The following is a 24,127-nucleotide window of genomic DNA, read 5'->3' on the forward strand; positions in this document are numbered from 1 at the left end:
CGTACGGGTCCGTTCGAGGTCGAGTACGGATCCGGGTGGGGAGCCCAGGCCATATGCACCCCTTGCAGAAACCGAAGAAGAGGCTGGGCTCCGGCATTCGTCTCGTGGGCGCCCAGGTGGCCAACTTCCGCCGGGCCGAAGGCCTCACCCAGCGTGAGCTGGCCGAGCGGCTACGCGTGTCCGAGCAGCTGGTCGCGTCCATCGAGCAGGGGCGACGGCCCCTGAAGCGGGACGTGGCCGAGTTGATGGATCAACTGCTGGACACCAAAGGCGCGTTGGAGGTGCTGGTCGACAACCTGCCGGAGATCGACAGTTACCCGGTGTGGGCGATGGAGTTCATCGATCTGGAGCGCGAGGCGATCGCCCTTTCCTGGTACGAGAACCAGGTCCTCCCCGGACTCCTCCAGACCGAGGCCTACGCCCGCGCCACGTTCCGGAGCCGCGTCCCGGTCCTCGGCGAGGACGAGGTCGAGCAGCAGGTCGCGGCCCGGATCGCCCGGCAGGGCATCCTCCACCGCAAGGTGCCGCGCACCATCAGCTTCGTGATCTCCGAGGCCATCCTGATGGACCGCCTCGGCGGTCGAGGGGTGTACGAGGAGCAGCTTCGCCACCTGTGCGTGTGCGCCGATCTTCCGGGGCTCTCCTTTCAGGTCATGCCGTTCGGCCGTGAGACCCATGCCGCGCTCGACGGCCCGTTCGTCCTGCTGGAATCCCCCGACCATCTGCTCGTCTCGTACACCGAAACCCAGCGCGGCAGCCAGCTCACCTCCGACCCCGATGAGGTGAGCATCCTGGGCCAGAAATATGCGATGCTGCGATCACAGGCTCTCAATCCCGAGGAGACCAAGGGCCTGTTGGAGCGGCTGCTAGGAGAGCGATGAACGACGCAGTGGTGTGGTTCAAGTCCAGCTACAGCGGCAGCGAGGGCGGGGCCTGCCTCGAAGTCGCCTACGACTGGCGCAAGTCCAGCTACAGCGGCAGTGAAGGCGGCAACTGCGTCGAGGTCGCCGCCCACCCCGAAGCCGTCCACGTGCGCGACTCCAAGGACCCGGCCGTGGGCGCTCTTACGTTCAGTCCGGCCGCATGGGCGGCCCTCACGTCGTTTGCAGCATCCGACTCCCGCTGACGACCCGCCGCGCGGCCGCGTACAGCAGGTACGCGAGGGACGCCCCGGCCGTGTTGAGGATGAGGTCGTCCACGTCGAAGCTGCGGCCGGTGAGCACAAACCCCTGAATCGTCTCGACCAGCAGCATCGCGGCGCCGGTCACCAGGGTGACCTGGCGGAGGCCGTCGAGGCGACGGGAGACGAGCGGGAGGAGTATGCCGAGGGGCGCGCACAGCAGCAGATTGCCGCCGATCTCCAGGAGGAAGGTCGAGATCGACGAGTGGTCGATGTAAAAGCGGATCGTGCGTCCCGGCACGACGTTGTTGTACGTGACATCCGCCGCGGAAGCGACGGGAATGAGAGTTACCTGAGCGAGGGCAATCGCGTAAAGCATCAAGGCGATGCGGCTCTTGCGCATGTCACCCCCTCCCCCTTCATGAGAATCGGCTCAACAATTTCTCCGCCCCGGGGCGAGGCGGGCACGCGGCGCCTTGGCCGCACGCCCGCCTCGTGATGCCCGGGCGGCTACCAGCAGGAGCCGTCAGCCACCGATCGGGCGGCGGCGCTCCTTCTTGGTGGTCTTCTTCGCGACCTTCTTGTGCTCGTCCTTCTTGGACTTCCTGACGGGGACGATCTTGTTGAGAGCCATGGTCTTCTCCTTATGTGCGAGTGATCCGGTTCCTGTTTTCCGTCTCCGCCTTTCGGCTTCGACATGTAAAACAATACGCGCTGAATTCGCTGACACATACCAAATCCGGTTAGATAACGGTGAATTAGAGGTAAGAGGGTTTCTCAGTCTCCGGTTGCATTTACCGGAAATAGCTGTGACGGAATCACAACATATCCGCAGTACCCCCGCAGGCGGCCGGCCCGGCGCTTGGCGCGGTCACGACATGGGGGCGAGGAAGTGCTCTGACCAGCGTTTGCAAGGCAAGTGGGGGATCTCACCTGCGGTTGATTAGGCCGGGAAGCCCGGGTCACGTAGAGTGGAAGCAGTCGCGGCCCCACCCCCCTGGCCCGCGGCCGACAGAAGAGGCCCCCGTTGCGTCGTTACAACGACGCAGGGGGCCTCTTCGGTTTCGGCCGGAGTGCCGAGGGTCTCAGCGGTCGATGACGCGCATCTCGAACCAGGTGGTCTTGCCGCGCGGCAGCAGGTCGACGCCCCAGCGGTCGGCGAGCTTGTCGATGAGGAAGAGGCCGCGGCCGCTGACGTCCAGCTCCCGTACCGGCATGAGGCAGGGCAGGGCGCGCGAGGGATCGCGGACCTCGACGCGGATCCAGCCGCGGCGGCGGAGCAGACGGAGGCCGAAGGTGCGGGCGCCGGTGTGGCGTACGGCGTTGCCGACCAGCTCGGAGACGAGGAGTTCGACGACCTCGTTCAGCTGGGGCAGGGCCCAGACCTTGAGGACCGACAGCGCGAGCCGGCGGGCGGTGCCTGCGGACTCGGGGCGGGAGGTGAGCCGTACCTCGTCGACGGAGGGATCGCCGACCAGATCAAGGGGTGTCGCGGCGATGTCGTCCATCGCCATGGGCACCGCGGTCGGCACCCATCCCGCAGGGGGTATGGTCACCCGCTGCGGTCGCTCCGATGCTCCCTGCCCCGCCATGCCTTCATGATGGCCGTACCAGCGGTAGTTGGGGCCGCTTCGGCGGAATTCGCCTTCCGGAATCTTTGCTTCCAGGCGGGGGTGGGGGCATATGCCCAGGGCACTGATGGGTGGCGTACAACCCGGGTGAACTGGGGCGTTGTGGCACGAGATGATCGCAAAGACGCCGTAGGGCGCAGGCGGCCTTAAGGCTCACTTAAGGCCGGTTTAAGGCCGCCGTACGCCGCTACGGCGCGCTACGGACCGTCACAAGGCCGCCGTCTAGCGGAACTTGGCCTTCCCCGGGCCCTCCTCGACGAAGCTGCGCATGCCGGTCGCACGGTCCTCCGTGGCGAACAGCCCTGCGAACAGGCCGCGTTCGATGGCCAGGCCGGTGTCGAGATCGGTCTCCAGGCCCGAGTCCACCGCCTCCTTCGCGGCGCGCAGGGCGACCGCGGGGCCCTTCGCCAGCCGCTCCGCCCAGGTGCGCGCCTCGGCGTACACCTGGTCGGCCGGGACCACCTTGTCGACCAGGCCGATGGCCAGCGCCTCGTCGGCACGGACCTGGCGGCCGGTGAAGATCAGGTCCTTGGCCCTGGACGGCCCGACGAGGCGGGCCAGGCGCTGGGTGCCGCCCGCGCCCGGGATCAGGCCGAGCAGGATCTCGGGCTGGCCGAGCTTGGCGTTGTCGGCGGCGATCCGGATGTCGGCGCACAGCGCCAGCTCGCAACCGCCGCCGAGGGCGTAGCCGGTGACGGCGGCCACGACGGGCTTGGGGATGCGGGCGACGGCCGTGAAGGAGTCCTGCAGATCCTTGCCGCGCACCGCCATGGCCTCGTAGTCCATGGCCTGCATCTCCTTGATGTCCGCGCCGGCCGCGAACACCTTCTCTCCGCCCCACACGATGACGGCACGTACGTCGTCGCGGCGCGAAGCCTCCTCGGCGGCCGCGCGGAGCCCGTCCTGCGTGGCGATGTCCAGGGCGTTCATCGGCGGACGGTCCAGGCGGATCGTGCCGACACCCTCGTCGACCTCAAGGTTCACTGTCATGGCCGACGAGGGTAGTCGTGAACGGGCGTTTACGCTGCGGTCCGGATCACGGTGTTCATCCCTGCGTCAGGAGGCCTTGATCCAGTCGGACCAGTCCATGTTCCAGCCGTTGAGGCCGTTGTACCAGGCGACGGTCTTGTCGTTGGAGTTCTTGACCTGGACGACGTCGCCGATGATCGAGTTGGTGTAGAACCAGTACGCCGAGGTGCTGGTGTCGTTGGCGCCCTTGGTATCGCTCAGGCCGACGCAGCCGTGGCTGACATTGCTGGAGCCGAAGACGGACTTGGAGGCCCAGTAGTTGCCGTGGATGAAGGTGCCGGAGCTGGTCAGGCGCATCGCGTGCGGCACGTCGGGGATGTCGTACTGGCCCTCGTAGCCGACGGTGTCGCCGTTCATCCGCTTGGTCTTGTACTTCTCGGTGATGACCATCTTGCCGTTGTACGTGGTCTTGCCCGGCGCGCCCGAGGTGATCGGGATGGTCTTGATCAGCTTGCCGCTGCGGTACACCTTCATCGTGTCCTTGGCGGCGTCGACGATGCTGACCTGGCTGCGGCCGACCGTGAAGTGCACGTCCTTGGACTGGGTGCCGTAGGTGCCGGAGGCGCCCTTCACCCCGTTGAGGTGCAGGCTGAGCGTGATCTTGGTACCGGCGGCCCAGTAGCTCTTGGGGCGGAAGTCGATGCGCTGGTTGCCGTACCAGTGGCCGACGACGTCGACGGCGGGGCTGGCGGTGACCTTGACGGCCTTCTCGATCGCCTTCTTGTCGGTGATCGCGTGGTTGAAGTTGAGGGAGACCTCCATACCGGTGCCGACCGTCTGGCCGTTCTCCGGCGTGTAGTAGCCGACGAAGGTGGCCTTCGGCGTGACCGTACGGAAGGTCGTGTGCTTGGTCGTCGTCGTGCCGGCGCTGTCCTTGGCGGTCGCGTCGACGGTGTACTTGGTGTTGGCGGCCAGGGTGCCCGACGGCTCCCAGCCGGTGCCGCCGCCGGCTATCGCGCCGTCGACCTTGTTGCCCTTGCTGTCCTTGACCACGACCGTCGTCAGCGTGCCCTTGGCGGCCGTGACCTTCAGGACGCCGGAGGTCTCGACGCCGTCGGCGCCGTTCTTGGGCGTCACGCTCACCACGGCCTTGGGCGTGGGCGACGCGGACGCGTTGTCCTGCGACGTGGCACCGGCGTCGTTCTTGCCGCTGCTGCCGCTGTTGCTGTCATTTCCCCCGCATGCCGTGGCCACCAGCATCATCGTTCCGATGACCAGGGCCAGAATGGTCTGTCTGGCCCCCGGCACCGTCCGTATCGGCTTCAACTCGTATCTCCCCATACCCGGTCAGCTCTGGGGTCAGATAACCACACGAAGCTGGGAAGCAGCACAGAGCTGTGTCACCGTTCCGCACCAGTTGGATCAGGGGGGAACCGGCGGCGATCGCCGTGGATCATGGGGCCCAGCCGGCGAGCCAGTCCTCCCACGACAGATTCCAGCCACCCAGCCCGTTGTCCGGGGAGACCGTACGGTCATGGGAGTTGACGACCTCCACGACGTCCCCCACCAGCGAGTGCTCGAAGAGCCACCCGGCGGGGGTGTCGTTGCCGCCGCCCTTCGTGTCGAACAGCCCGACGCAGCCGTGGCTGGTGTTCTCCCGTCCGAAGACGGACCCCGCCGCCCAGTAACTGCCGTGCACAAAGGTCCCGGAGCGGGTCAGGCGCATGGCGTGCGGCACGTCCGGGATGTCGTACTCGCCGCCGAAGCCGACCGTGTCGCCGTTCATCCGGGTCAGCCGCAGCTTCTCTGAGATGACCATGATGCCGTTGTACGTGGGGTTGGACGGGCCGCCCGCCGATACCGGCAGCACGCGCAGGACCTGGCCGGCGCGCCGTACGGTCATGGTGTGCGCGTCCGCGTCGACCAGGTCGGTCTGGTCCCGGCCGATGGTGAAGGCCACATCCTTGGACTGCGTCCCGTAGACCCCCGGCGCGCCCTCCACATCGCGCAGCCGCAGCCGCAGCGTGACCCGGGTCCCGGGCGCCCAGTGGTGCTCGGGGCGGAAGTCCAGGCGGCTGCTGCCGAACCAGTGCGGGGCGACCTCGACGGCGGGTTCGGAGGTGACCGAGATCGCGCGCTCGACGGCGGCGCGGTCGGTGACCGGACGGTTGAAGGTGAGGGAGACGATCATGCCGGTGCCGACGGTGGACCCCTCCTCCGGCATGAAGTAGCCGATGAGGGTGTTCTTCGGCACGAGGGTGGTGAAGACGACGTGCTTGGCGGCCCGGCGGCCGTCCCCGTCCACGGCGTAGGCGTCCACGGTGTACTTCGCCGACAGCGCCAGCCGCTTGGCCGGTTCCGGCCGCCAGGTGTGTCCGCCGGCCGAGATCCGTCCGCCGACCTCCTTGCCGTCGGCGTCCACGGCCCGTACGGAGGTCAGCGTGCCCTCGTCCGCCTCCACGGTGAAGGGCGCGTCCGGGCGGACGTCCCGCGCGCCGTCCCTCGGCGTGATCAGGATCCGGGCGCTGGACACCGGAGGGGTGTCGTGGGTTACCGTTCCTCCCCCGTTTCCGCCGATTCCACAGCCGGCCAGTACGACCAGCCCCGCCCCCGCGCACGCGCGCAGTGCGCGCCTCACCGCTTTCGTCACGCACCGTCAACGAGCGTGCGTGCCCAGTGGAAACGTGTCCGCGAGGTCACGGGTGTGACTACTGGCGTCCGAACGGGAAGTAAAGGATGAGGACGGCACGCCTGCGATAGGGACATCGCGGACCGGCTGCCGCGGAGCCGCAGGAGGGCACGTGTCAGGGACGCGCGAGCACAAGGGGGTCGAGGCCGCCCCGCGGTCGAACGGCCACCGGGCCGGACCCGTCGCCGCGCCGCCGCGAACACCGCTGCCGGAGCCGCGCACGGAACCGGCCGCCGAGGTCCTCCACGCGCCGCGCCCCGTCTGGCCCGGCAGCGCCCAGCCGCTGGGCGCCCGCTTTCACACCGGGCCCGACGGCCGGCCGGGTACCAACTTCGCGCTGTGGGCGGGCGGCGCCGAATCCGTCGAGCTGTGCCTGTACGACGCCGAGGGCCGGGAGGAGCGGCTCGAACTCACCGAGCTGACCCACGAGATCTGGCACGGTTTCGTCCCCGGGATCCTCCCCGGCACCCGCTACGGCTTTCGCGTCGACGGCCGCTGGGACCCCTGGACCGGCGCCCGCTGGAACCCGGCCAAGCTGCTCCTCGACCCGTACGCGCGGGCCGTGGACGGCGATTTCACCCTCCCGCCCGAGGTCTACGGACACGTACGGGACTGGCCCGAGCACGACATCGCCGACACCGTCCGCGACAACCGCGACTCGGCGCCCTTCGTGCCCAAGGGCGTCGTCGTGGAGGACGGCGTGGGCTGGCCCGACGAGTGGATGAACGACCTGCGGCCCAAGACCCCTTGGGCCGACTCCGTCATCTACGAGCTGCATGTACGCGGCTTCACCATGCGCCACCCCGGCATCCCGCCCGAGCTGCGCGGCACCTACGCGGGCCTCGCACACCCGGCGGCGATAGCGCACCTCACCCGGCTCGGCGTGACGGCGGTCGAGCTGCTGCCGGTGCACCAGTTCGCCCACGAGGACCACCTGCTCCGCCGTGGCCTGCGCAACTACTGGGGCTACAACTCCGTCGGCTACTTCGCGCCCCACGCCTCGTACGCCGCCTCCGGCACCCGCGGCCAGCAGGTCAACGAGTTCCGTGGCATGGTGCGCGCCCTGCACGCCGCCGGCATCGAGGTCATCCTCGACGTCGTCTACAACCACACCGCCGAGGGCAGCGAGTTCGGCCCCACCCTCTCCCTGCGCGGCATCGACAACCGCGGCTACTACCGCCTCCAGCCCGACGCCCGCCGCTACGCCGACTACACCGGCTGCGGCAACACCCTGCACGTCGTCCAGCCGCACGTCCTGCGGCTCATCACCGACTCCCTGCGCTACTGGGTCACCGAAATGGGCGTCGACGGCTTCCGCTTCGACCTGGCGGCGGCGCTGGCCCGCTCGATGCACGACGTCGACATGCTGTCCCCCTTCCTCGCCGTCATCGCCCAGGACCCGGTCCTGCGCCGCGTCAAGCTCATCGCCGAGCCCTGGGACGTCGGCTCCGGCGGCTACCAGGTCGGCGCCTTCCCACCCCTGTGGACCGAGTGGAACGACCGCTACCGCGACACCGTCCGCGACTTCTGGCGCGGCGCCCGGGCCGACGTACGCGACCTCGGCTACCGCCTCTCCGGGTCCAGCGACCTGTACGCCTGGGGCGGCCGGCGACCGTACGCCTCGGTCAACTTCATCACCGCCCACGACGGCTTCACCCTGCGCGACCTCGTGTCGTACGAGCAGAAGCACAACGCCGCCAACGGCGAGGACAACCGCGACGGCACCAACGACAACCGCTCCTGGAACTGCGGGCACGAGGGCGAGACCGACGACCCGTCGGTGACCGAGCTGCGGCGCAGGCAGCTGCGCAACCTGCTGTCCACCCTGTTGCTGTCGACCGGCGTCCCGATGCTGGTCGCGGGCGACGAGATGGGCCGTACGCAGGGCGGCAACAACAACGCGTACTGCCAGGACAACGAGATCAGCTGGATCGACTGGTCACTGCTCGACCAGCCGGAATGGCGGTCCCTGCACGACCTGGCGGTCCGGCTCATCGCGCTGCGCCGCGACCACCCCGTGCTGCGCAGCCGCGCCTTCTTCTCCGGCCGCGCCCAGACCGACGGGGGGCTGCGCGACCTCGCCTGGTTCAATGCGGCCGGTGACGAGATGACCGACGAGGACTGGTACTCGCCCTCGGCCACCCTGGGGATGTACCTGTCCGGCTTCGACATCCCGCAGCGCGACGCCCTCGGCCAGGAAATCATCGACGAGAGCTTTCTGGTCGTCCTGCACGCCTCCCACCTCCCGGCGAGCTTCACGCTGCCCGGCCTGCCCTGGGCCGAGGAGTACGAACTCGTCCTGGACACCGCCCTGGAGGACCAGTCCGCTTCCCCGGGCACCCGGCACGCCGCCGACACCCCGGTCACCGTCGGCCCTCGCTCGGTGCAGGTCTACCGGGTCGGCCCCGGCTGAAATCCCCTGGACCGCGCCCAGTGGTCCAGTCCACACTGACCGCCTGTGACCTCCACCCCGCCGCGATCCACCGCCAGGCCGCACCGGCCTGCCCCGCGCGGCATGTGGTCGCGCAACTTCCGGCTGTACTTCATCGCCCGCTCGGTCGCCACCCTGGGCGACTCGATGCTGCCGGTCGCCCAGTCCGCAGGCCTGCTCCTGCACGGTTACGGCGCCGGAGCGATCGGTGTGGTGATGGCCTCGTACACCGCCTGCTTCGCGGGGCTGGTGATCCTGGGCGGGGTCATCGCGGACCGTTTCGACGCGCGGAAGCTGATGATCGGCGCCGATGTGGTGCGGCTCGGGACGATGTCGCTGGCGGCCGGGCTGTTCGTCGCCGGGCACGTCGTGCTGTGGGAGATGTGCGTGCTGGCGGCGGCGAGCGGCGCGGCGGCCGCCATGTTCCAGCCGGGGGTGGCCAGTACGGTGCCGCGCGTCGCGCGCGACGTCCAGGGAGCCAACGGCATCCTGCGCACCGCCGAGTCCCTGGCCTTCCTCGCCGGGCCCGCGCTGGCCGGGCTGCTGGTGGCCTTCGTGTCACCCGGCGGGGTGATCGCGGTGGACGCGGGGACCTTCGCGGCCAGCGCGGTCTGCCTGCTCCTGCTGCGGCTGCCGCCGCCGGCCCCGACGGACGCGGAGAAGCCGCCCAGCACCTTCCGGGCCGACCTGGTCGAGGGCTGGCGGGAGTTCAGGTCCCGTACCTGGATGTGGTCGGTGATCCTGGTCTGGATGGTCTACATGATCACCGTCATCGGCCCACTCACCCCGCTGGCCGCCGTCGAGATCATCCCCTCCCACGGCATCCGCGCGTACGGCCTCGTCCAGTCGGCCTTCGGCGCGGGCACGGCTCTCGGCGCCCTCCTCGCCATCCGCGTGCGCTCCGAACGCCCGCTGCGCGCCGGCTCCACCGCCCTGTTCGGCACCGCCCTCTTCCCCGCCTCGATCGGCGCGCACCTCCCGGTCCCCGCGATGGCGGTCTGCGTGCTGATCGCCGGAATCTCCTCGTCGTACTGGGGCGTCAACTGGGCCACCAGCGTGCAGACCCAGGTCTCCGGCGACATCCTCAACCGCATCCACGCCTACGAGGTCGCCGGGTCCGTGGCCACCGTGCCCTTCGGCCAGGCCCTGGCCGGTCCGGCGTCGGGACTGTTCGGAACGCCGCACGTGCTGCTGGCGGGCGGGGTGATCACGGTGCTGGCCGCCACGGTGCTGCTCTCGATACCGGCGGTGCGGAATCTGGTCCGGGCGGGGGCGGCGGGAGGGGCCGTGGCAGGGGAGGACGGCCGGAAATCCAGGTGAGGGATGTCAGTGGTCGCACGTAGTCTCAGAAACGATGCCTGAGTCGACCATCAACCCAGCTGATCCCCCGCCCGCCACGCCTGCCAGACCCCGCTCCGCAGTGCGCTCGCTGCTGCGCCTTCGGCCCTACGTGGCGCCCGTCCGCGCCCGGCTGTTCGGGTCGGCCGGGGTGGCCGTGCTGGCGTCGTGCCTGGCGCTGCTGATCCCCCTGGTCCTGAAGTGGATCGTGGACGGCCCGGTGGCCGACCGGGACCCCTCAGGGGTGTGGCTGGGCGGCGGGATCATGCTCGCGCTCGGCGTGCTGGAGGCGGGTCTCTTCGGGATCCGCCGGTGGCTGATCGCCCGGCCGCTGGCGGCGCTGGAAGCCCGGATGAGGGGAGATCTGTTCCGGCATCTCCAGCGGCTCCCGGTGGCCTTCCACGACCGGTGGGGGTCCGGACAGCTGCTGTCGCGGGCGACGAACGACCTGCAGATCTGCCGGATGTTCCTGGCCTTTCCGCTGGTCTTCCTGGTGGTCAACACCACCACCATCGTGGTCGGTTTCGGCATCCTGATCTCCCAGCGCTGGACCCTGGGCCTGCTGCTGCTGGCGCCCGCGGTGCCGCTGGTCATCCTCTGCTCGTACTTCGAGTCGCGGTACTCGCTGGCCTCGCGCCGCGCGCAGGACCAGATCGGCGACCTGACGACGCTGGTCGAGGAGTCGGTGCTCGGCATCCGCATCATCAAGGCCTTCGGACGCCACCACAGCCAGGCAGTGGCCTTCCGCGAGCAGTCGCACGAACTGCGCGGGACGGAACTGCGGAAGGCGCGCCTGCTCTCCGACCTGTGGATGCTGATCATCGGGCTGCCCGATGTCGCGCTGGGCGCGGCGCTCGTCGTCGGTTCGGTGCAGGTGGCGGACGGCAAGCTGTCGGTGGGCACCCTGGTCGCCTTCCTGTCCACCGCGCTGGCGCTGCGCTGGCCGGTGGAGTCGATGGGCTGGCTGCTCTCGATCAGCAACGAGGCCGCCACCTCCGTCGACCGCGTCTTCGAGGTCTTCGACTCCCCCATCCCCGAGGAGCACGGCCAGGAGAGCCTGCCCGAACGCGGCGGCGACGGCATCCGCTTCACCGGCGTCCGATTCCGCTACCCCGACGCCCCGGCAAGCACCCCGGACCTCCTCACCGGCATCGACCTCCACATCCGCACCGGCGAGACCCTCGCCCTCGTCGGTGCCACCGGCTCCGGCAAGACCTCACTGACGGCGCTGATCCCGCGCCTGTACGAGGCCACCGGCGGGCGGCTGACCCTGGACGGCGTCGACACGGCCGAGTTGACCCGGCCGGCGCTGCGCGGGCTGGTGTCCACGGCCTTCGAGGAGCCGACGCTCTTCTCCGCGAGCGTGCGGGACAACGTCCTGATGGGCGCGCCCGGCGCGAGCGAGGCGGACCTGCTGCGGGCCCTGGACACCGCCCAGTGCGACTTCGTCCACGGGTTGCAGCACGGCGTCGACACCCAGGTCGGCGAGCAGGGGCTCAGCCTCTCCGGCGGCCAGCGCCAGCGGCTCGCCCTCGCCCGGGCCGTCGTCGGCCGACCCCGCTTCCTGGTGCTCGACGATCCGCTCTCCGCCCTCGACGTCCACACCGAAGCCCTCGTCGAGGCCGCCCTGCGCCACGTCCTGGTCACCACCACGGCCCTCGTCGTGGCCCACCGGCCCTCCACCGTCATGCTGGCCGACCGCGTCGCCCTCCTCTCCGGCGGCCGCATCACGGCGGTCGGCACCCACCACGACCTCCTCCACTCCAGCCCCGAATACCGCCACATGATGTCCGGCGCCCCAGTAGGTGCCGCATGACTGCGCCGGGTGGTTGTCCCTCCCCCACCCCGCCCCTTCCCGAAACCAAGGGGCTCCGCCCCCTGGACCCCCGGTCCTCAAACGCCGGACGGGCTGATTTTGCCCATCCGGGTTGTGGGAGAACGTTCCGCAAGGCGGAACGGGCTGGCACAACCCGGCCACCGGCGGAAAGCCGAACACGATGCCGCAACCGCCGACTCGGCGAGAGGAGCGACGCCCGATGACCGCCGTCACCGAGCAACCCGCTGAGCAGGAAGAGCAAGCGGCACCGGCCCGGACCGAGCCCGAACTCCCGACCCCCGCTGGGGCGTCGCGCGCGCTGCTGCGCGGGCTGCTGGGCCCGCACAGAGCCCGGGTGTGGGCGGCGGCAATCGTGCTGGTCGTGCAGCAGGCGTCCGTGCAGGCGGGGCCGCTGATCGTGGCGTATGCGATCGACCGGGCGATCCCGGCGTTGCGGCGGCATGACCACGGGCCGCTGATCGCGGTGGCGGTCGGTTATGTGGGCTGCGCGGTGCTGGGCGCGGTGCTGCAGCGGGTGTTCATCCGCTCGGCGGCCCGCATCAGCCAGGACATACTGCTGGACCTGCGCGGGCGGATCTTCCGGCATGCGCAGGCGCTGGGGCTGGACTTCCATGAGCGGTACACGTCGGGACGGATCATCGCGCGGGCCACGTCCGACGTGGAGTCGATCCGGGAGCTGCTGACGGAGGGCCTGCAGGAGTTGCTCAATGTGGGGCTGTCGGTCGTCTACATCTCCGTGGTCCTGCTGTATCTCGACTGGGGCCTGGGCCTTTTCGCGCTGGCGACCGCGCTGCCGCTGGTGCTGACCGTACGGGCGTTCCGGCGCCGCTCGCACAGGGTGTACGCGCGCAGGTCGGCGGCGATCGCGGCGGTCATCGTGCAGTTCACCGAGACCATGAACGGCATCAGGCCGGTGCAGGCGTTCCGGCGTGAGAAGGCGAACGACAAGACGTTCGCGGGGCTCAACGCGGCCCACCGTCAGTCCAACGGGGACGCGATCCTGGAGATGGGCCGCTTCACGGTCTCGTCGTGGCTGCTCGCGAACACCTCGGTGGCGCTGGTCGTGCTGTGGGGTGCCTACCGGGTCGCCGAGGGCTCGCTCGCGCTGGGCGTGCTGGCGGCGTTCGTGCTCTACCTGCGGCGGCTGTACGCGCCGATCGATCCGCTCGGGATGTTCCTCAACTCGTACCAGTCGGCGGCGGCATCGCTGGACAAGATCGCCGGGTTGCTGGCCCAGAGCCCGTCCGTGCCCGAGCCGGAGGCTCCGCGCGAGCTGCCCGCCCGGAGGGACGGGATGCCGGGGCGCGAGGTGGTGTTCGACGGGGTCCACTTCGCGTACCGCACGGGCGGCGAGGTGCTGCCGCGCTTCGATCTGCGGCTGCCGGCCGGGCAGACGGTGGCGGTGGTCGGCGCGACCGGGGCCGGAAAGTCCACGCTCGCCAAGCTGCTGGCCCGCTTCTACGACCCGACCGGCGGCCGGGTGCTCCTCGACGGAGTCGACCTGCGGGAGCTGTCGCTGCCGGAACTGCGGCGCGGCACGGTCATGGTCACCCAGGAGGCGTTCCTCTTCTCCGGCACCGTCGCCGAGAACATCGCCATCGGCAGGCCCGATGCCACCCGCGAGCAGATCGAGGAGGCCGCGAAGGCGATCGGCGCCCACGACTTCATCGCCGAGCTGCCCGAGGGCTACGACACCGACGTCCGTAAGCGCGGCGGCCGTATCTCGGCCGGTCAGCGCCAACTGGTGGCGTTCGCGCGGGCGCTGCTCGCCGATCCGGCCGTGCTCATCCTGGACGAGGCGACCTCGTCGTTGGACGTGCCCGGCGAGCGGGCGGTGCAGCAGGCGATGCAGACGGTGCTGGCCGGACGTACGGCGGTGATCATCGCCCACCGGCTGTCGACGGTCGAGATCGCCGACCGGGTGCTGGTGATGGACGCCGGGCAGCTGGTCGAGGACGGCACCCCGGACCAACTGGTCGCCGGTGACGGGCACTTCGCCGGGCTGCACCAGGCCTGGCGGGACAGCCTCGTATGAGCCGGAAGCTCCTGTTCCTGCCCCCGATCGACGCGTACGCCGACCCCGGCACGCCGCCGCCCGGCTCCGGGCCCGGGCGCTTCCTGTGGTGGCTGCTCACCAGTCAGCGGCACCGGACGGTGGGCGGGGCGGTGTACGGCTCGGTGTGGATGGTGCTGCTGACGGCGCCGCCGTACTTCATGTCCCGGGCGATCGACGACGGCCTGGTGCCGGGCGACATGACGGCCGTGGCCGGCTGGGCGTCGGCGCTGCTGGTCACCGGGGTCTTCAACGCCTGGGTGAGCATCATGCGGCACCGGACGATGACACGGCTGCGGATGGACGCCCGGTTCCGGGTCGTCAAGGTGGTGATCCGGCAGGCGGTGCGGCTGGGGGCGGCCCTGCCGCGCCAGGTGCAGGCCGGGGAGGTGGTGACGGTCGGCGTCAGCGATGTACGGACCATCTCCGAATCCCTGACGATGGTGGGCCCGGGCGTCGGCGCGGCCGTCGCCTACCTCGTGGTCGCCGGGGTGCTGATGTCGATCTCCGGGCCGCTGGCCGCCGTGGTGCTGCTCGGCCTGCCGTTGATGGCGGTGCTGCTCGGGCCCCTGCTGAGGCGGTTGCAGGGCGCGGAGGGCGCGTACCGGGAGCGGCAGAGCGGGCTCACCGCGCGGATCGGGGACCTGGCCGGGGGCCTGCGGGTGCTCAACGGGCTGGGCGGCAAGGAGCTGTACGCGGACCGGTTCCGCGGCGCCTCACAGGGGCTGCGGGAACAGGGGTACCGGGTGGGCGCGGTGACCAGCTGGGTGCAGGCGCTGGGCGTGGGGCTGCCGACCGTGTTCCTGGCGGTGGTGACCTGGCTGGCGGCGCGGATGGCGGCGCAGGGCACGATCAGTGTGGGTGAGCTGGTGTCGGTGTACGGGTATGTGGCGGTGCTGGTGGGGCCGGTGGCGTTCTTCGTCGAGGGCTCGTACCAGCTCAGCCGGGGTCTGGTGGCGGCCCGCCGGGTCGTACGCTTCCTGGCCCTGGAGCCCGCCGCCGACACCGGCACCCGGGACGCCCCCGACGGGCCGGCCGTCCTGCGCGATCCGGTCTCCGGGGTGGAGGTGGCGCCGGGTCGGTTCACCGCCCTGGTCAGCGCACGGCCCGCCGACGCGGCCGAAGTCGTGGACCGGCTCGGGAGGTTCGCCGGGTCGGACGTGACGTGGGGCGGGGTGCCGCTGGCCGAGGTCCCGCTGTCGCAGGTGCGGGAGCGCATCCTGGTCGCCGACAACGAGGCCGACCTCTTCGCGGGTCCCCTGCGCGAGCTGATCGCCGGCCGCCGCGAGCACACCGACACCGCCATCGCACGGGCCGTCCACGCCGCCGTGGCCGACGACATCGTCGAGGGTCTGTCGCACGGGCTGGACTCCCCCGTCGACGCGCAGGGCCGCAGCCTCTCCGGCGGCCAGCGGCAGCGCGTACGCCTGGCCCGGGCACTGCTCGCCGACCCCGAGGTGCTGCTGGCCGTGGAGCCGACGTCGGCTCTGGACGCGCACACCGAGGCGGCGGTCGCGGCTCGGCTGCGGGCCTGCCGTGAGGGCCGTACGACCGTGGTCACCGGCACCTCACCGCTGCTGCTGGAGCGCGCCGACGCGGTCTGCTACCTGGTCGACGGCACGCTGGCCGCCGTCGGCACGCACCGCGAACTGATGGACGGTGAGCCCGGATACCGCGCGCTGGTCGCCCGCGACGCGGACGTCGACGCCGAGGAGGCCATCCGATGAGCGCCCCGCTGCCGATCGCCGCGCCGGCCGAGGTCCGCCGGGCCGCGCTCCGCCTGATCCGCGCCGACGGCCGCGCCTTCGCCGCCGTCCTCGCGCTGAACGCGGCCACCGCCGGGGCCGGGCTTGCCGGGCCCTGGCTGTTGGGCCGCATCGTCGACGCGGTCCGGACGGGCGCCGGAGTCCGCGCGGTGGACCGGCTGGCGCTGGTCCTCGCCGTCTGCGCACTCGTCCAGTTGCTGCTGGCGCGCTACGCCCGCTACGCCGGTCACCGCTTCGGCGAACGTACGCTGGCCCGGGTGCGCGAGCAGTTCGTCGACCGGGCGCTGGCGCTGCCCGCCTCGGTCGTGGAGCGGGCCGGGACCGGTGACCTGACGGCCCGGGGCACGGGCGATGTCGGCTCGCTCGCCTCGACGCTGCGCGACGTGGGGCCCGAGATCTTCATCTCCGCCGTCCAGTGCCTGTTCTTCTTCGGCGCCGTGTTCGTGATCAACCCGGTGCTGGGCGCCTGCGGGCTGCTCGGCCTGATCGGCATCCGGTACGCGCTGCGCTGGTATCTGCGGCGGGCCCGGGACGCGTATCTGGCGGAGGGCGCGGCCGATTCGGAGGTCGCCGAAATCCTGGCGTCCTCGGCCGCGGGCGCCCGTACGGTCGAGGCCTTCGGCCTCCAGGAACGGCGGCTGGCGGCCTCCGCGGACACCATCGAGGCCAGCCGCCGGGCCCGGTTCGCGACGCTGGGGCTACGGACGGTGTTCTTCCCGGCCGTGGAGGTCTCGTACGTCGTCCCGGTGGTCGGCGTGCTGCTGGTCGGCGCCGTGCTGCACGCTCACGGGGTGACGAGCCTGGGCGCGGTGGCGGCTGCCGCCCTGTATCTGCGGCAGGTCTCCGAGCCACTGGACCAGATCCTGATGTGGCTTGAGCAACTCCAGAGCAGCGGCGCCTCCTTCGCCCGCGTCGAGGGCCTGGGCTCGGTGCCGCGCGCCGCCTCGACCACCTCGCCGGTGCCGGACGGCGACCTCATCGACATCGCCGGGGTGCGGTACGCGTACGACGGCGGGGCCGAGGTCCTGCACGGCATCGACCTCACCGTCCGGCCCGGCGAGCGACTGGCCGTCGTCGGGCCCTCCGGCGCGGGCAAATCCACGCTGAGCAGGCTGCTGGCGGGCGTCGACGCGCCCGCGTCCGGCTCGGTGACGGTCGGTGGCGTGCCCATCGCCGAGCTGGATCCCGAGCAACTGCGGCGGCACGTGGTCCTGGTGACCCAGGAGCATCACGTCTTCCTCGGCACCCTCCGGGACAACCTGCTCATCGCCGCGCCTTCCGCGTCCGACGCCGAGCTCGCCGCCGCGCTGGCCGCTGTCGGCGCCGACTGGGCCACCGACCTCGACACCGCTCCCCGCCTCGACGGCTCCCAGGCCCAGCAACTCGCCCTCGCCCGCGTCGTCCTGGCCGACCCCCACACCATCGTCCTCGACGAAGCCACCGCCCTCCTCGACCCCCGCACCGCCCGCCACACCGAGCGCGCCCTCGCCACGGTTCTGGAGGGCCGCACCGTCATCGCCATCGCCCACCGTCTCCACACCGCCCACGATGCCGACCGCGTCGCCGTCATGGAAGGCGGCCACCTCACGGAACTCGGCACCCACGCCGAGCTCGTCGCCGCGGGCGGCGCGTATGCGGCCCTCTGGGCCACGTGGCACAGCTAGCCCCCGTCGGGGGCTCCGCCCCCTCGCCCCCGCGTGGGTTGGGGGTGGCCCGTTCCGAGGCGAGCGAAGCGAGGTGGGGGTCCCCCCGGCCGAAGGCTGGGGGAGGGCTGGCCCAACCCGCCCGCACCCGGCAACGGGCCCGCACCACGACGGTGGGTGTCCGGGGGTGCGCCGGCGGCCTGCGGCCCGTGGCCGGGTTGGGCCAGCCCGCTCCGCCTCAGGCGAGCGGCCTACCCCCAACCCGGTAGACCGGGGCTTCAGACCGCGTCGGGGCCTCGTTCGCGCGTGCGGATGCGGACGACGTGCTCGACGGGCGTGACCCACACCAGCCCGCCCCCCGTGCCGCGGCCGCCCGCTGCACGGATGACCCGCACCAGATCCGTCGCGTCGAAGTCGAGCGTGAGGACGTCGAGCCGAAGCAGCGGGACCAGGTCCACACGGAACGTGGCGCCGCGGTAGACCTCCTCGTGGACAGGGCGGGTGTCGTGGCCGCGTACTTCGGTGACCGTGAGGCCGCGTACGCCGAAGGACTGGAGTGCCTTCACCACGTCCGGGACCCGGTGGGGCGGGAGGACGGCGGTGACAAGCTTCACTGCTGTGGCTGGGCGGCGGAGTCAGGAGCCGGGACGATCGGGGCGGGTGAGGTCGCCGGGGAGCCGGCGACGGCGGACTCCGCCGGGTAGGCCTCCTCGTCGTGGACGGCGAGGTCGCCGGACTCCAGTACGTCGTCGGGGGCCCGGAGCTTCACGAAGAGCCCGAGGGTCTTCAGGATCAGGAAGGTCATGACCGCGTCGTAGACGATGATGGTCCCGGCGGCGCCGGCCTGCTTCCAGAGCTGGTCGAAGTTGCCGTAGAGCCAGCCGCTCGTCGACCACGCCGACGTACCGTCCTTGTTGAGGTAGACGAACATCGCGGGGTCCGCGAAGATCCCGACGAGCATGCCGCCGGCGAGGCCTGCGATGCCGTGCGTGTACACCACCCCCAACGCGTCGTCGACCTTGTTGAACGGCGGCACCTTGGGCAGGTACGTCCAGGCGAGCCACACCAGGCTCGAAGCGATGAGGCCGATGTAGATCGCGCCGATGCCCGAGACGAAGCCCGCCGCCGGGGTGATGGCGACCAGCCCGACGATCATGCCGTTGACGGCGCCCAGGAAGGTCGGCTTCTTCTGCGGCCCGACCAGCAGGTCCCAGAGCACCCAGGTCAGCAGGGCAACCGCCGTGCACAGGTTGGTGTTGAGCACCGCGGCGGCCGCGTTGTGGCCGCCGAAGTACATGTCGCCGCCGTTGAAGCCGTTCCAGCCGAGCCACAGGATGCCGGCGCCGACCGCGACCATCGGCAGGTTGTTGGGCACCCCGTGCGCGCGGTCCCGCGCCAGTCGTGGCCCGATGACGGCGGCGGCGACGAAGCCGGACGTACCGGCCGCGAGGTGGATGACGTAGCCGCCGGAGTAGTCGAGGGCGCCCTTGCCGGCCCACCAGCCGCCGCCCCAGAGCAGGAAGGCGTTGACGGTGTAGACCAGGGTCGACCACAGCGGTACGAAGAGCAGCCAGGCGCGGATGTTGATCCGGCCGACCACGCTCCCCAGGAACAGCAGGGGCGTGATCGCCGCGAAGGCGAAGTGGAAGTACGCGAGCGTGGACTGCGAGAAGTGGAAGTCCGGCATCAGCTTGGGCCCGTTGACCAGCGGGATGTAGGCCTGAGCCTGCTCGCTGTGGGAGCCGATGATGGTGCCGGGGCGGCCCACGAAGGCGCCGAGGATGCCGGGCCAACTGGAGTTGAGGGGCTCGCCGAAGCCCATCTTGAACTCCCAGAGCACCCAGGCGACCAGGACCAGCGAGAAGCCGGTGAAGGCCATGAGCATGGTGTTCACGACCCACTTGCGCTGAACCAGGCCGCCGTAGAGGATCGCGATGCCGGGGATGCTCATCAGTCCGACCAGGGTGGCGGCGATCAGCTGCCAGGCATTGTCGCCGGCGTCCAGCCAGTTCGGGTACGGGATCACGGTGCGTCAACTCCCCTCCCGGGAGCGGCGGTCCGGGCGGCCGCCGGTTGTGACGCAGAGTCGCGCTTGATCCGTTTCTGTCCGGTTCCGGGGGCATTTCGCCGCTGCAAAATCCTCCTCACTTTCTGCGACCGAGGGATAACCCTCAAGGTCGAGTCATGGGCGTGACATGTACCGGCAAAGAATGGCAGCCTGCATCCAGCTGTCACACACAGAACCCGCACAGCCGTGTCATAGCCACGCTCCCGCACTGCTCAGCTCTTCCCGGACAGCACACCCCGTCTGCCCGGTCTGTCACCGGCCGTCGACCCACGGCCGTCGCAGTAGGAGTACGAGTGAGACGATCCCCCCGCAAGGCGGCCGCAGCCGGCGCACTGATCGCCACCGCCGCCTTCCTGGCCGTCGGCATACCCACCACCACCGCCGCAGCGAAGGCCCTCCCCCACCCGAGTCCCCTTCGTACCGGGGCCGTTGAGGCCAAGCTCTCCCCCGCGCAGCACACCGCCCTGATCAAGAGCGCCAGTGCCACAACGGCCACGACCGCCAAGTCGCTGAGCCTCGGCGCCAAGGAGAAGCTGGTCGTCAAGGACGTCCTCAAGGACGCCGACGGAACCCTCCACACCCGCTACGAGCGCACCTACGACGGACTCCCGGTCCTCGGCGGCGACCTCGTCGTCCACACCCCCGCCTCCGGCGAGGGCACACTCGGCACGACCTTCAACAACAAGCACACCATCAAGGTCGCCTCCACCACCGCGACCTTCACCAAGTCCGCCGCCACCACCAAGGCCCTCAAGGCCGCCAAGGCACTCGATGCGGTCAGGCCCGCACCCGACAGTGCCCGCAAGGTGATCTGGGCCGGCAACGGCACCCCCACACTCGCCTGGGAGACCGTCGTCGGCGGCCTGCAGGACGACGGCACGCCGAGCCAGCTGCACGTCATCACCGACGCCACCACCGGCAAGCAGCTGTTCCAGTACCAGGGCGTCAAGACCGGCACCGGCAACAGCCAGTACAGCGGCACCGTCAGCCTCTCCACCACCCTGTCCGGCTCGACGTACCAGCTGTACGACACCACGCGCGGCGGCCACAAGACGTACTCGCTCAACAACGGGACGTCCGGTACCGGCACGCTGATGACCGACGCCGACGACACCTGGGGCACCGGCGCCGGCTCCAACACCCAGACCGCAGGTGTCGACGCCGCCTACGGCGCCCAGATGACCTGGGACTTCTACAAGAACACCTTCGGCCGCAACGGCATCAAGAACGACGGCGTCGCCGCCTACTCGCGGGTCCACTACAGCACCGCGTACGTCAACGCGTTCTGGGACGACACCTGCTTCTGCATGACGTACGGCGACGGCACCAGCAGCACCCACGCCCTCACCTCGCTCGACGTCGCCGGCCACGAGATGAGCCACGGCGTCACCTCCAACACCGCGGGCCTCAACTACACCGGTGAGTCCGGCGGGCTCAACGAGGCGACGTCCGACATCTTCGGCACCGGCGTCGAGTTCTACGCCAACAACAGCACCGACGTCGGCGACTACCTCATCGGCGAGAAGATCGACATCAACGGCGACGGCAGCCCGCTGCGCTACATGGACAAGCCCTCCAAGGACGGCTCCTCCGCCGACAGCTGGTACTCGGGCGTCGGCAACCTGGACGTCCACTACTCCTCGGGCCCGGCGAACCACCTCTTCTACCTGCTCTCCGAGGGCAGCGGCACCAAGGTGATCAACGGCGTCAGCTACAACAGCCCGACCTCCGACGGCGTCGCCGTCGCGGGCATCGGCCGGGCCGCCGCCCTGCAGATCTGGTACAAGGCGCTCACCACGTACATGACCTCCAGCACCAACTACGCGAGCGCCCGCACCGCCGCCCTGTCGGCCGCCTCCGCCCTGTACGGATCCGGCTCGACCCAGTACGCGGGCGTGCAGAACGCCTTCGCCGGCATCGCCGTCGGCAGCCACGCCCCCACCAGCGGCGTGACCGTCACCAACCCCGGCAGCCGGACCGCCACCGTCGGCACCGCCGTCAGCCTGCAGATCTCGGCCAGCAGCACCAACGGCGGCTCGCTCACCTACGCCGCCACCGGCCTGCCCACCGGCCTGTCGATCAGCAGCTCCACCGGCCTGATCAGCGGCACCCCGACCACGGCCGGTACGTACAGCACCACCGTCACCGTCACCGACAGCACGGGCGCGACCGGCACCGCAACCTTCACCTGGACGGTCAGCACGTCCGGCGGCGGTGGCACCTGCACCTCGGCCCAACTGCTGGGCAACGCGGGCTTCGAATCCGGGGCCACCACCTGGACAGCCAGCAGCGGCGTCATCACCAACTCCACCAGCCAGGCGGCCCACGGCGGCTCGTACAAGGCCTGGCTGGACGGCTACGGGTCGACGCACACCGACACGCTCTCCCAGTCGGTGACCATCCCTAGCGGCTGCAAGGCCTCGCTGACCTTCTACCTCCACATCGACACCGCCGAGACCACCACCAGCACCGCCTACGACAAGCTCACCGTCACGGCCGGCTCCACGACCCTGGCGACCTACTCCAACCTCAACAAGGCCACCGGCTACGTCCTCAAGACCTTCGACGTCTCCTCGCTGGCCGGCACCACCGCCACCATCAAGTTCAGCGGAGTCGAGGACTCCTCGCTCCAGACCAGCTTCGTGGTGGACGACACAGCTCTGACCACCAGCTGACGCAGGTGAGAGCGACGTAGGTCACATCGGGCAACGTGGGCCATCTGCTAAAGTGGTCCACGTTGCTCGTGTGGTACCCATGAACTTTGTGTGCGCCAGATCGTATGCGATCTCGGCGCACTTTTTGTTTTCCGGCCCGGCCGGTGTGGGAACCCATTTCGTTTTTTAGGAGACACACATGGCCACCGGAACCGTGAAGTGGTTCAACTCGGAAAAGGGCTTCGGCTTCATTGAGCAGGAAGGCGGAGGCCCCGACGTCTTCGCTCACTACTCGAACATCGCGACCCAGGGCTTCCGCGAGCTCCTTGAGGGCCAGAAGGTCGAGTTCGACGTCACCCAGGGCCAGAAGGGCCCGCAGGCGGAGAACATCCGCCCCCTCTGAGCGACGCGCTCAACAACCGAGAGGCCCGCACCACCAGGGTGCGGGCCTCTCGGCCGTCCCCAGGAAGGTTTCCCTTGCAGACGTTCTCCGACCTGCCGCTCGACCCGGTGCTGGTGGCCGCGCTGGCCGCGAACGGAGTCACCGAGCCGTTCCCGATCCAGTCGGCCACCCTGCCGGACTCGCTGGCGGGCCGCGACGTCCTCGGTCGAGGCCGCACCGGCTCCGGAAAGACCCTCGCCTTCGGACTTCCGCTGCTCAGCCGTACGGCGGGTCGCCGCGCCGACTCCAAGCGTCCGCTCGCCCTCGTCCTGGTGCCCACGCGTGAGCTGGCCACCCAGGTGAACGAGGCGCTGAGCCCGTACGCCGCCGCGCTCGGACTCCGTACCGCCGTCGTCTTCGGCGGGACCTCGATCAACCGGCAGATCGACACGCTCCGCAAGGGCGCCGAACTCCTGGTCGCCACCCCCGGGCGGCTCTTCGACCTCATCGACCGGCGCGCCGTCGCGCTGGGCGAGGTCGCCATCACCGTCCTCGACGAGGCGGACCAGATGGCCGACATGGGCTTCCTCCCGCAGGTCACCCGGCTGCTCGACCAGGTCGACCCCAACGGCCAGCGGATGCTCTTCTCCGCGACCCTGGACCGCCAGGTCGACAAGCTCGTCAAGCGCTTCCTGACCAACCCCGTCACGCACTCCGTGGACCCGGGCACCGCGACGATCACGACCATGACGCACCACGTGCTACACGTGGACGACGGCACCAAGAAGGCCACGACGGCGGAGATCGCGAACCGTGACGGCCGCGTCATCATGTTCGTCGACACCAAGCGCGGTGCCGACCGGCTGGTCAAGCATCTGCTGGCGCAGGGCGTACGCGCTGTCGCGCTGCACGGCGGCAAGTCGCAGCCGCAGCGGGACCGGGCGCTCGACCACTTCCGCGAGGGGCGCGCGACGGCGCTGGTCGCCACGAACGTCGCCGCCCGTGGCATTCACATCGAGGGCCTGGACCTCGTGGTGAACGTCGACCCGCCCACCGAGGCCAAGGACTATCTGCACCGCGGCGGCCGTACCGCCCGGGCCGGTGAGTCCGGCGCCGTCGTCACGCTGGTACTGCCCGAGCAGCGGCGTGAGACCGCCCGCCTGATGACTGCCGCCGGCATCCGCCCCGAGACCGCCCGGGTCCGCCCCGGCGACCCCGAGCTCGTCAAGGTCACCGGCGCCCGCCGCCCCTCCGGCACCGCCGTCACCATCACCGAGACCACCCCCGCCCCCGCCCCCGCCGCCCCCGGCTCCTCCACCCGCCGCCGTCGCCCCCGCCGCCCCGCCGGCCCCGGCACCCCCATCGGCCAAACCCGCGGCAAATCCGCCTCCCCCGCGGGGCGCGGCGGCGCGATCGGCCGCCGCGCCCGCAACGGCGGCAACTAACGGTCCCCCGGGTTGTGGGAGAACGTTCCGCAAGGCGAGCGAAGCGAGATGGGGGCACCTCCCAGACAGAGTCTGGGGGAGGGCTGGCACAACCCTGTCTC

At 70.6% G+C, this 24,127-nt stretch carries 18 protein-coding genes; 11 read left to right on the forward strand and 7 right to left on the reverse strand.

The features are described 5' to 3' along the window. The first annotated feature begins 53 nt into the window (after positions 1 to 53). The gene (locus tag ACFXJ5_RS28700) at positions 54 to 881 is read left to right on the forward strand and encodes a Scr1 family TA system antitoxin-like transcriptional regulator (RefSeq protein WP_384637126.1); all 828 of its coding nucleotides are present in this window, start codon (positions 54 to 56) and stop codon (positions 879 to 881) included. Further along, positions 878 to 1,126, forward strand: a complete 249-nt coding sequence (locus ACFXJ5_RS28705; RefSeq protein WP_384637129.1) for a DUF397 domain-containing protein — start codon at positions 878 to 880, stop codon at positions 1,124 to 1,126. Before ACFXJ5_RS28700 ends, ACFXJ5_RS28705 begins: the two co-directional genes overlap by 4 nt. On the opposite strand, the gene ACFXJ5_RS28710 is transcribed toward ACFXJ5_RS28705, so the two are convergent. From ACFXJ5_RS28710 to ACFXJ5_RS28730, 5 genes are all read right to left on the reverse strand, one after another. Then, positions 1,095 to 1,523 carry a VanZ family protein gene (locus tag ACFXJ5_RS28710; protein ID WP_384637132.1) on the reverse strand — a complete coding sequence of 143 codons (429 nt, stop codon included), beginning with the start codon at positions 1,521 to 1,523 and terminating at the stop codon, positions 1,095 to 1,097. The genes ACFXJ5_RS28705 and ACFXJ5_RS28710 overlap by 32 nt on opposite strands. A gap of 682 nt (positions 1,524 to 2,205) precedes the next feature. Continuing rightward, the gene (locus ACFXJ5_RS28715) at positions 2,206 to 2,676 is read right to left on the reverse strand and encodes an ATP-binding protein (protein ID WP_384637134.1); all 471 of its coding nucleotides are present in this window, start codon (positions 2,674 to 2,676) and stop codon (positions 2,206 to 2,208) included. Positions 2,677 to 2,973: 297 nt separating this feature from the next. Beyond that, on the reverse strand, positions 2,974 to 3,741 hold the full coding sequence (locus ACFXJ5_RS28720; protein WP_384637136.1) for an enoyl-CoA hydratase/isomerase family protein: 768 nt from the start codon (positions 3,739 to 3,741) through the stop codon (positions 2,974 to 2,976). 66 nt (positions 3,742 to 3,807) lie between these two features. Further along, the gene (locus ACFXJ5_RS28725; protein WP_384637139.1) at positions 3,808 to 5,046 is read right to left on the reverse strand and encodes an Ig-like domain-containing protein; all 1,239 of its coding nucleotides are present in this window, start codon (positions 5,044 to 5,046) and stop codon (positions 3,808 to 3,810) included. A gap of 127 nt (positions 5,047 to 5,173) precedes the next feature. Beyond that, positions 5,174 to 6,322 carry an Ig-like domain-containing protein gene (locus ACFXJ5_RS28730; protein ID WP_384637172.1) on the reverse strand — a complete coding sequence of 383 codons (1,149 nt, stop codon included), beginning with the start codon at positions 6,320 to 6,322 and terminating at the stop codon, positions 5,174 to 5,176. A 292-nt stretch (positions 6,323 to 6,614) separates the two neighbouring features. Here ACFXJ5_RS28730 and glgX point away from each other — a divergent pair, with 292 nt between their 5' ends. The 6 genes from glgX to ACFXJ5_RS28760 all read left to right on the forward strand — a co-directional run bounded on the left by glgX (position 6,615) and on the right by ACFXJ5_RS28760 (position 17,498). After that, positions 6,615 to 8,822 carry a glycogen debranching protein GlgX gene (gene glgX / locus ACFXJ5_RS28735; protein ID WP_384637175.1) on the forward strand — a complete coding sequence of 736 codons (2,208 nt, stop codon included), beginning with the start codon at positions 6,615 to 6,617 and terminating at the stop codon, positions 8,820 to 8,822. 102 nt (positions 8,823 to 8,924) lie between these two features. Further along, a complete protein-coding gene (locus ACFXJ5_RS28740) occupies positions 8,925 to 10,160 on the forward strand; it encodes an MFS transporter (RefSeq protein ID WP_384637178.1) in 1,236 nt (411 codons plus the stop codon). A 34-nt stretch (positions 10,161 to 10,194) separates the two neighbouring features. Then, positions 10,195 to 11,994 (forward strand): ABC transporter ATP-binding protein, encoded by a 1,800-nt coding sequence (locus ACFXJ5_RS28745; protein WP_384637142.1) that lies wholly within the window; start codon positions 10,195 to 10,197, stop codon positions 11,992 to 11,994. A 220-nt stretch (positions 11,995 to 12,214) separates the two neighbouring features. Next, on the forward strand, positions 12,215 to 14,050 hold the full coding sequence (locus ACFXJ5_RS28750) for an ABC transporter ATP-binding protein (protein WP_384637145.1): 1,836 nt from the start codon (positions 12,215 to 12,217) through the stop codon (positions 14,048 to 14,050). Continuing rightward, positions 14,047 to 15,795, forward strand: coding sequence for an ABC transporter ATP-binding protein (locus ACFXJ5_RS28755; protein ID WP_384637148.1), 1,749 nt, complete (start codon positions 14,047 to 14,049; stop codon positions 15,793 to 15,795). Before ACFXJ5_RS28750 ends, ACFXJ5_RS28755 begins: the two co-directional genes overlap by 4 nt. After that, complete coding sequence (locus ACFXJ5_RS28760) at positions 15,792 to 17,498, forward strand: ABC transporter ATP-binding protein (RefSeq protein ID WP_384637151.1); 1,707 nt, start codon at positions 15,792 to 15,794, stop codon at positions 17,496 to 17,498. The genes ACFXJ5_RS28755 and ACFXJ5_RS28760 overlap by 4 nt, the downstream gene beginning before the upstream one ends. Positions 17,499 to 17,755: 257 nt before the next feature. Here ACFXJ5_RS28760 and ACFXJ5_RS28765 read toward each other — a convergent pair whose 3' ends face one another. Together ACFXJ5_RS28765 and ACFXJ5_RS28770 are read right to left on the reverse strand one after the other, a co-directional pair. Beyond that, positions 17,756 to 18,091 (reverse strand): P-II family nitrogen regulator, encoded by a 336-nt coding sequence (locus ACFXJ5_RS28765; protein WP_384637153.1) that lies wholly within the window; start codon positions 18,089 to 18,091, stop codon positions 17,756 to 17,758. Further along, entirely contained in the window at positions 18,088 to 19,503 is a 1,416-nt protein-coding gene (locus tag ACFXJ5_RS28770) for an ammonium transporter (protein WP_384637156.1), read from the reverse strand. Before ACFXJ5_RS28770 ends, ACFXJ5_RS28765 begins: the two co-directional genes overlap by 4 nt. 335 nt (positions 19,504 to 19,838) lie before the next feature. On the opposite strand from ACFXJ5_RS28770, the gene ACFXJ5_RS28775 reads away from it, so the two are divergent. The 3 genes from ACFXJ5_RS28775 to ACFXJ5_RS28785 all read left to right on the forward strand — a co-directional run bounded on the left by ACFXJ5_RS28775 (position 19,839) and on the right by ACFXJ5_RS28785 (position 24,026). Next, positions 19,839 to 22,220 carry a M4 family metallopeptidase gene (locus ACFXJ5_RS28775; RefSeq protein ID WP_384637159.1) on the forward strand — a complete coding sequence of 794 codons (2,382 nt, stop codon included), beginning with the start codon at positions 19,839 to 19,841 and terminating at the stop codon, positions 22,218 to 22,220. Between the two features lie 178 nt (positions 22,221 to 22,398). Then, complete coding sequence (locus ACFXJ5_RS28780) at positions 22,399 to 22,602, forward strand: cold-shock protein (protein WP_127360014.1); 204 nt, start codon at positions 22,399 to 22,401, stop codon at positions 22,600 to 22,602. 74 nt (positions 22,603 to 22,676) lie between these two features. Further along, positions 22,677 to 24,026, forward strand: a complete 1,350-nt coding sequence (locus ACFXJ5_RS28785; RefSeq protein WP_384637163.1) for a DEAD/DEAH box helicase — start codon at positions 22,677 to 22,679, stop codon at positions 24,024 to 24,026. Positions 24,027 to 24,127 lie beyond the last annotated feature (101 nt).

The organism is Streptomyces sp. NPDC059373 (genome assembly GCF_042751495.1).
In the GTDB taxonomy this organism is placed as follows: Bacteria; Actinomycetota; Actinomycetes; order Streptomycetales; family Streptomycetaceae; genus Actinacidiphila.

What these genes read in the sequence shown, in the direction of transcription:
- ACFXJ5_RS28740 (WP_384637178.1), top strand. Translation starts at nt 8,925, where the DNA reads ATGTGGTCGCGCAACTTCCGGCTGTACTTCATCGCCCGCTCGGTCGCC.
- ACFXJ5_RS28710 (WP_384637132.1), bottom strand. Translation starts at nt 1,523, where the DNA reads ATGCGCAAGAGCCGCATCGCCTTGATGCTTTACGCGATTGCCCTCGCT.
- ACFXJ5_RS28700 (WP_384637126.1), top strand. Translation starts at nt 54, where the DNA reads ATGCACCCCTTGCAGAAACCGAAGAAGAGGCTGGGCTCCGGCATTCGT.
- ACFXJ5_RS28760 (WP_384637151.1), top strand. Translation starts at nt 15,792, where the DNA reads ATGAGCGCCCCGCTGCCGATCGCCGCGCCGGCCGAGGTCCGCCGGGCC.
- ACFXJ5_RS28745 (WP_384637142.1), top strand. Translation starts at nt 10,195, where the DNA reads ATGCCTGAGTCGACCATCAACCCAGCTGATCCCCCGCCCGCCACGCCT.
- ACFXJ5_RS28750 (WP_384637145.1), top strand. Translation starts at nt 12,215, where the DNA reads ATGACCGCCGTCACCGAGCAACCCGCTGAGCAGGAAGAGCAAGCGGCA.
- ACFXJ5_RS28780 (WP_127360014.1), top strand. Translation starts at nt 22,399, where the DNA reads ATGGCCACCGGAACCGTGAAGTGGTTCAACTCGGAAAAGGGCTTCGGC.
- ACFXJ5_RS28720 (WP_384637136.1), bottom strand. Translation starts at nt 3,741, where the DNA reads ATGACAGTGAACCTTGAGGTCGACGAGGGTGTCGGCACGATCCGCCTG.
- ACFXJ5_RS28755 (WP_384637148.1), top strand. Translation starts at nt 14,047, where the DNA reads ATGAGCCGGAAGCTCCTGTTCCTGCCCCCGATCGACGCGTACGCCGAC.
- ACFXJ5_RS28705 (WP_384637129.1), top strand. Translation starts at nt 878, where the DNA reads ATGAACGACGCAGTGGTGTGGTTCAAGTCCAGCTACAGCGGCAGCGAG.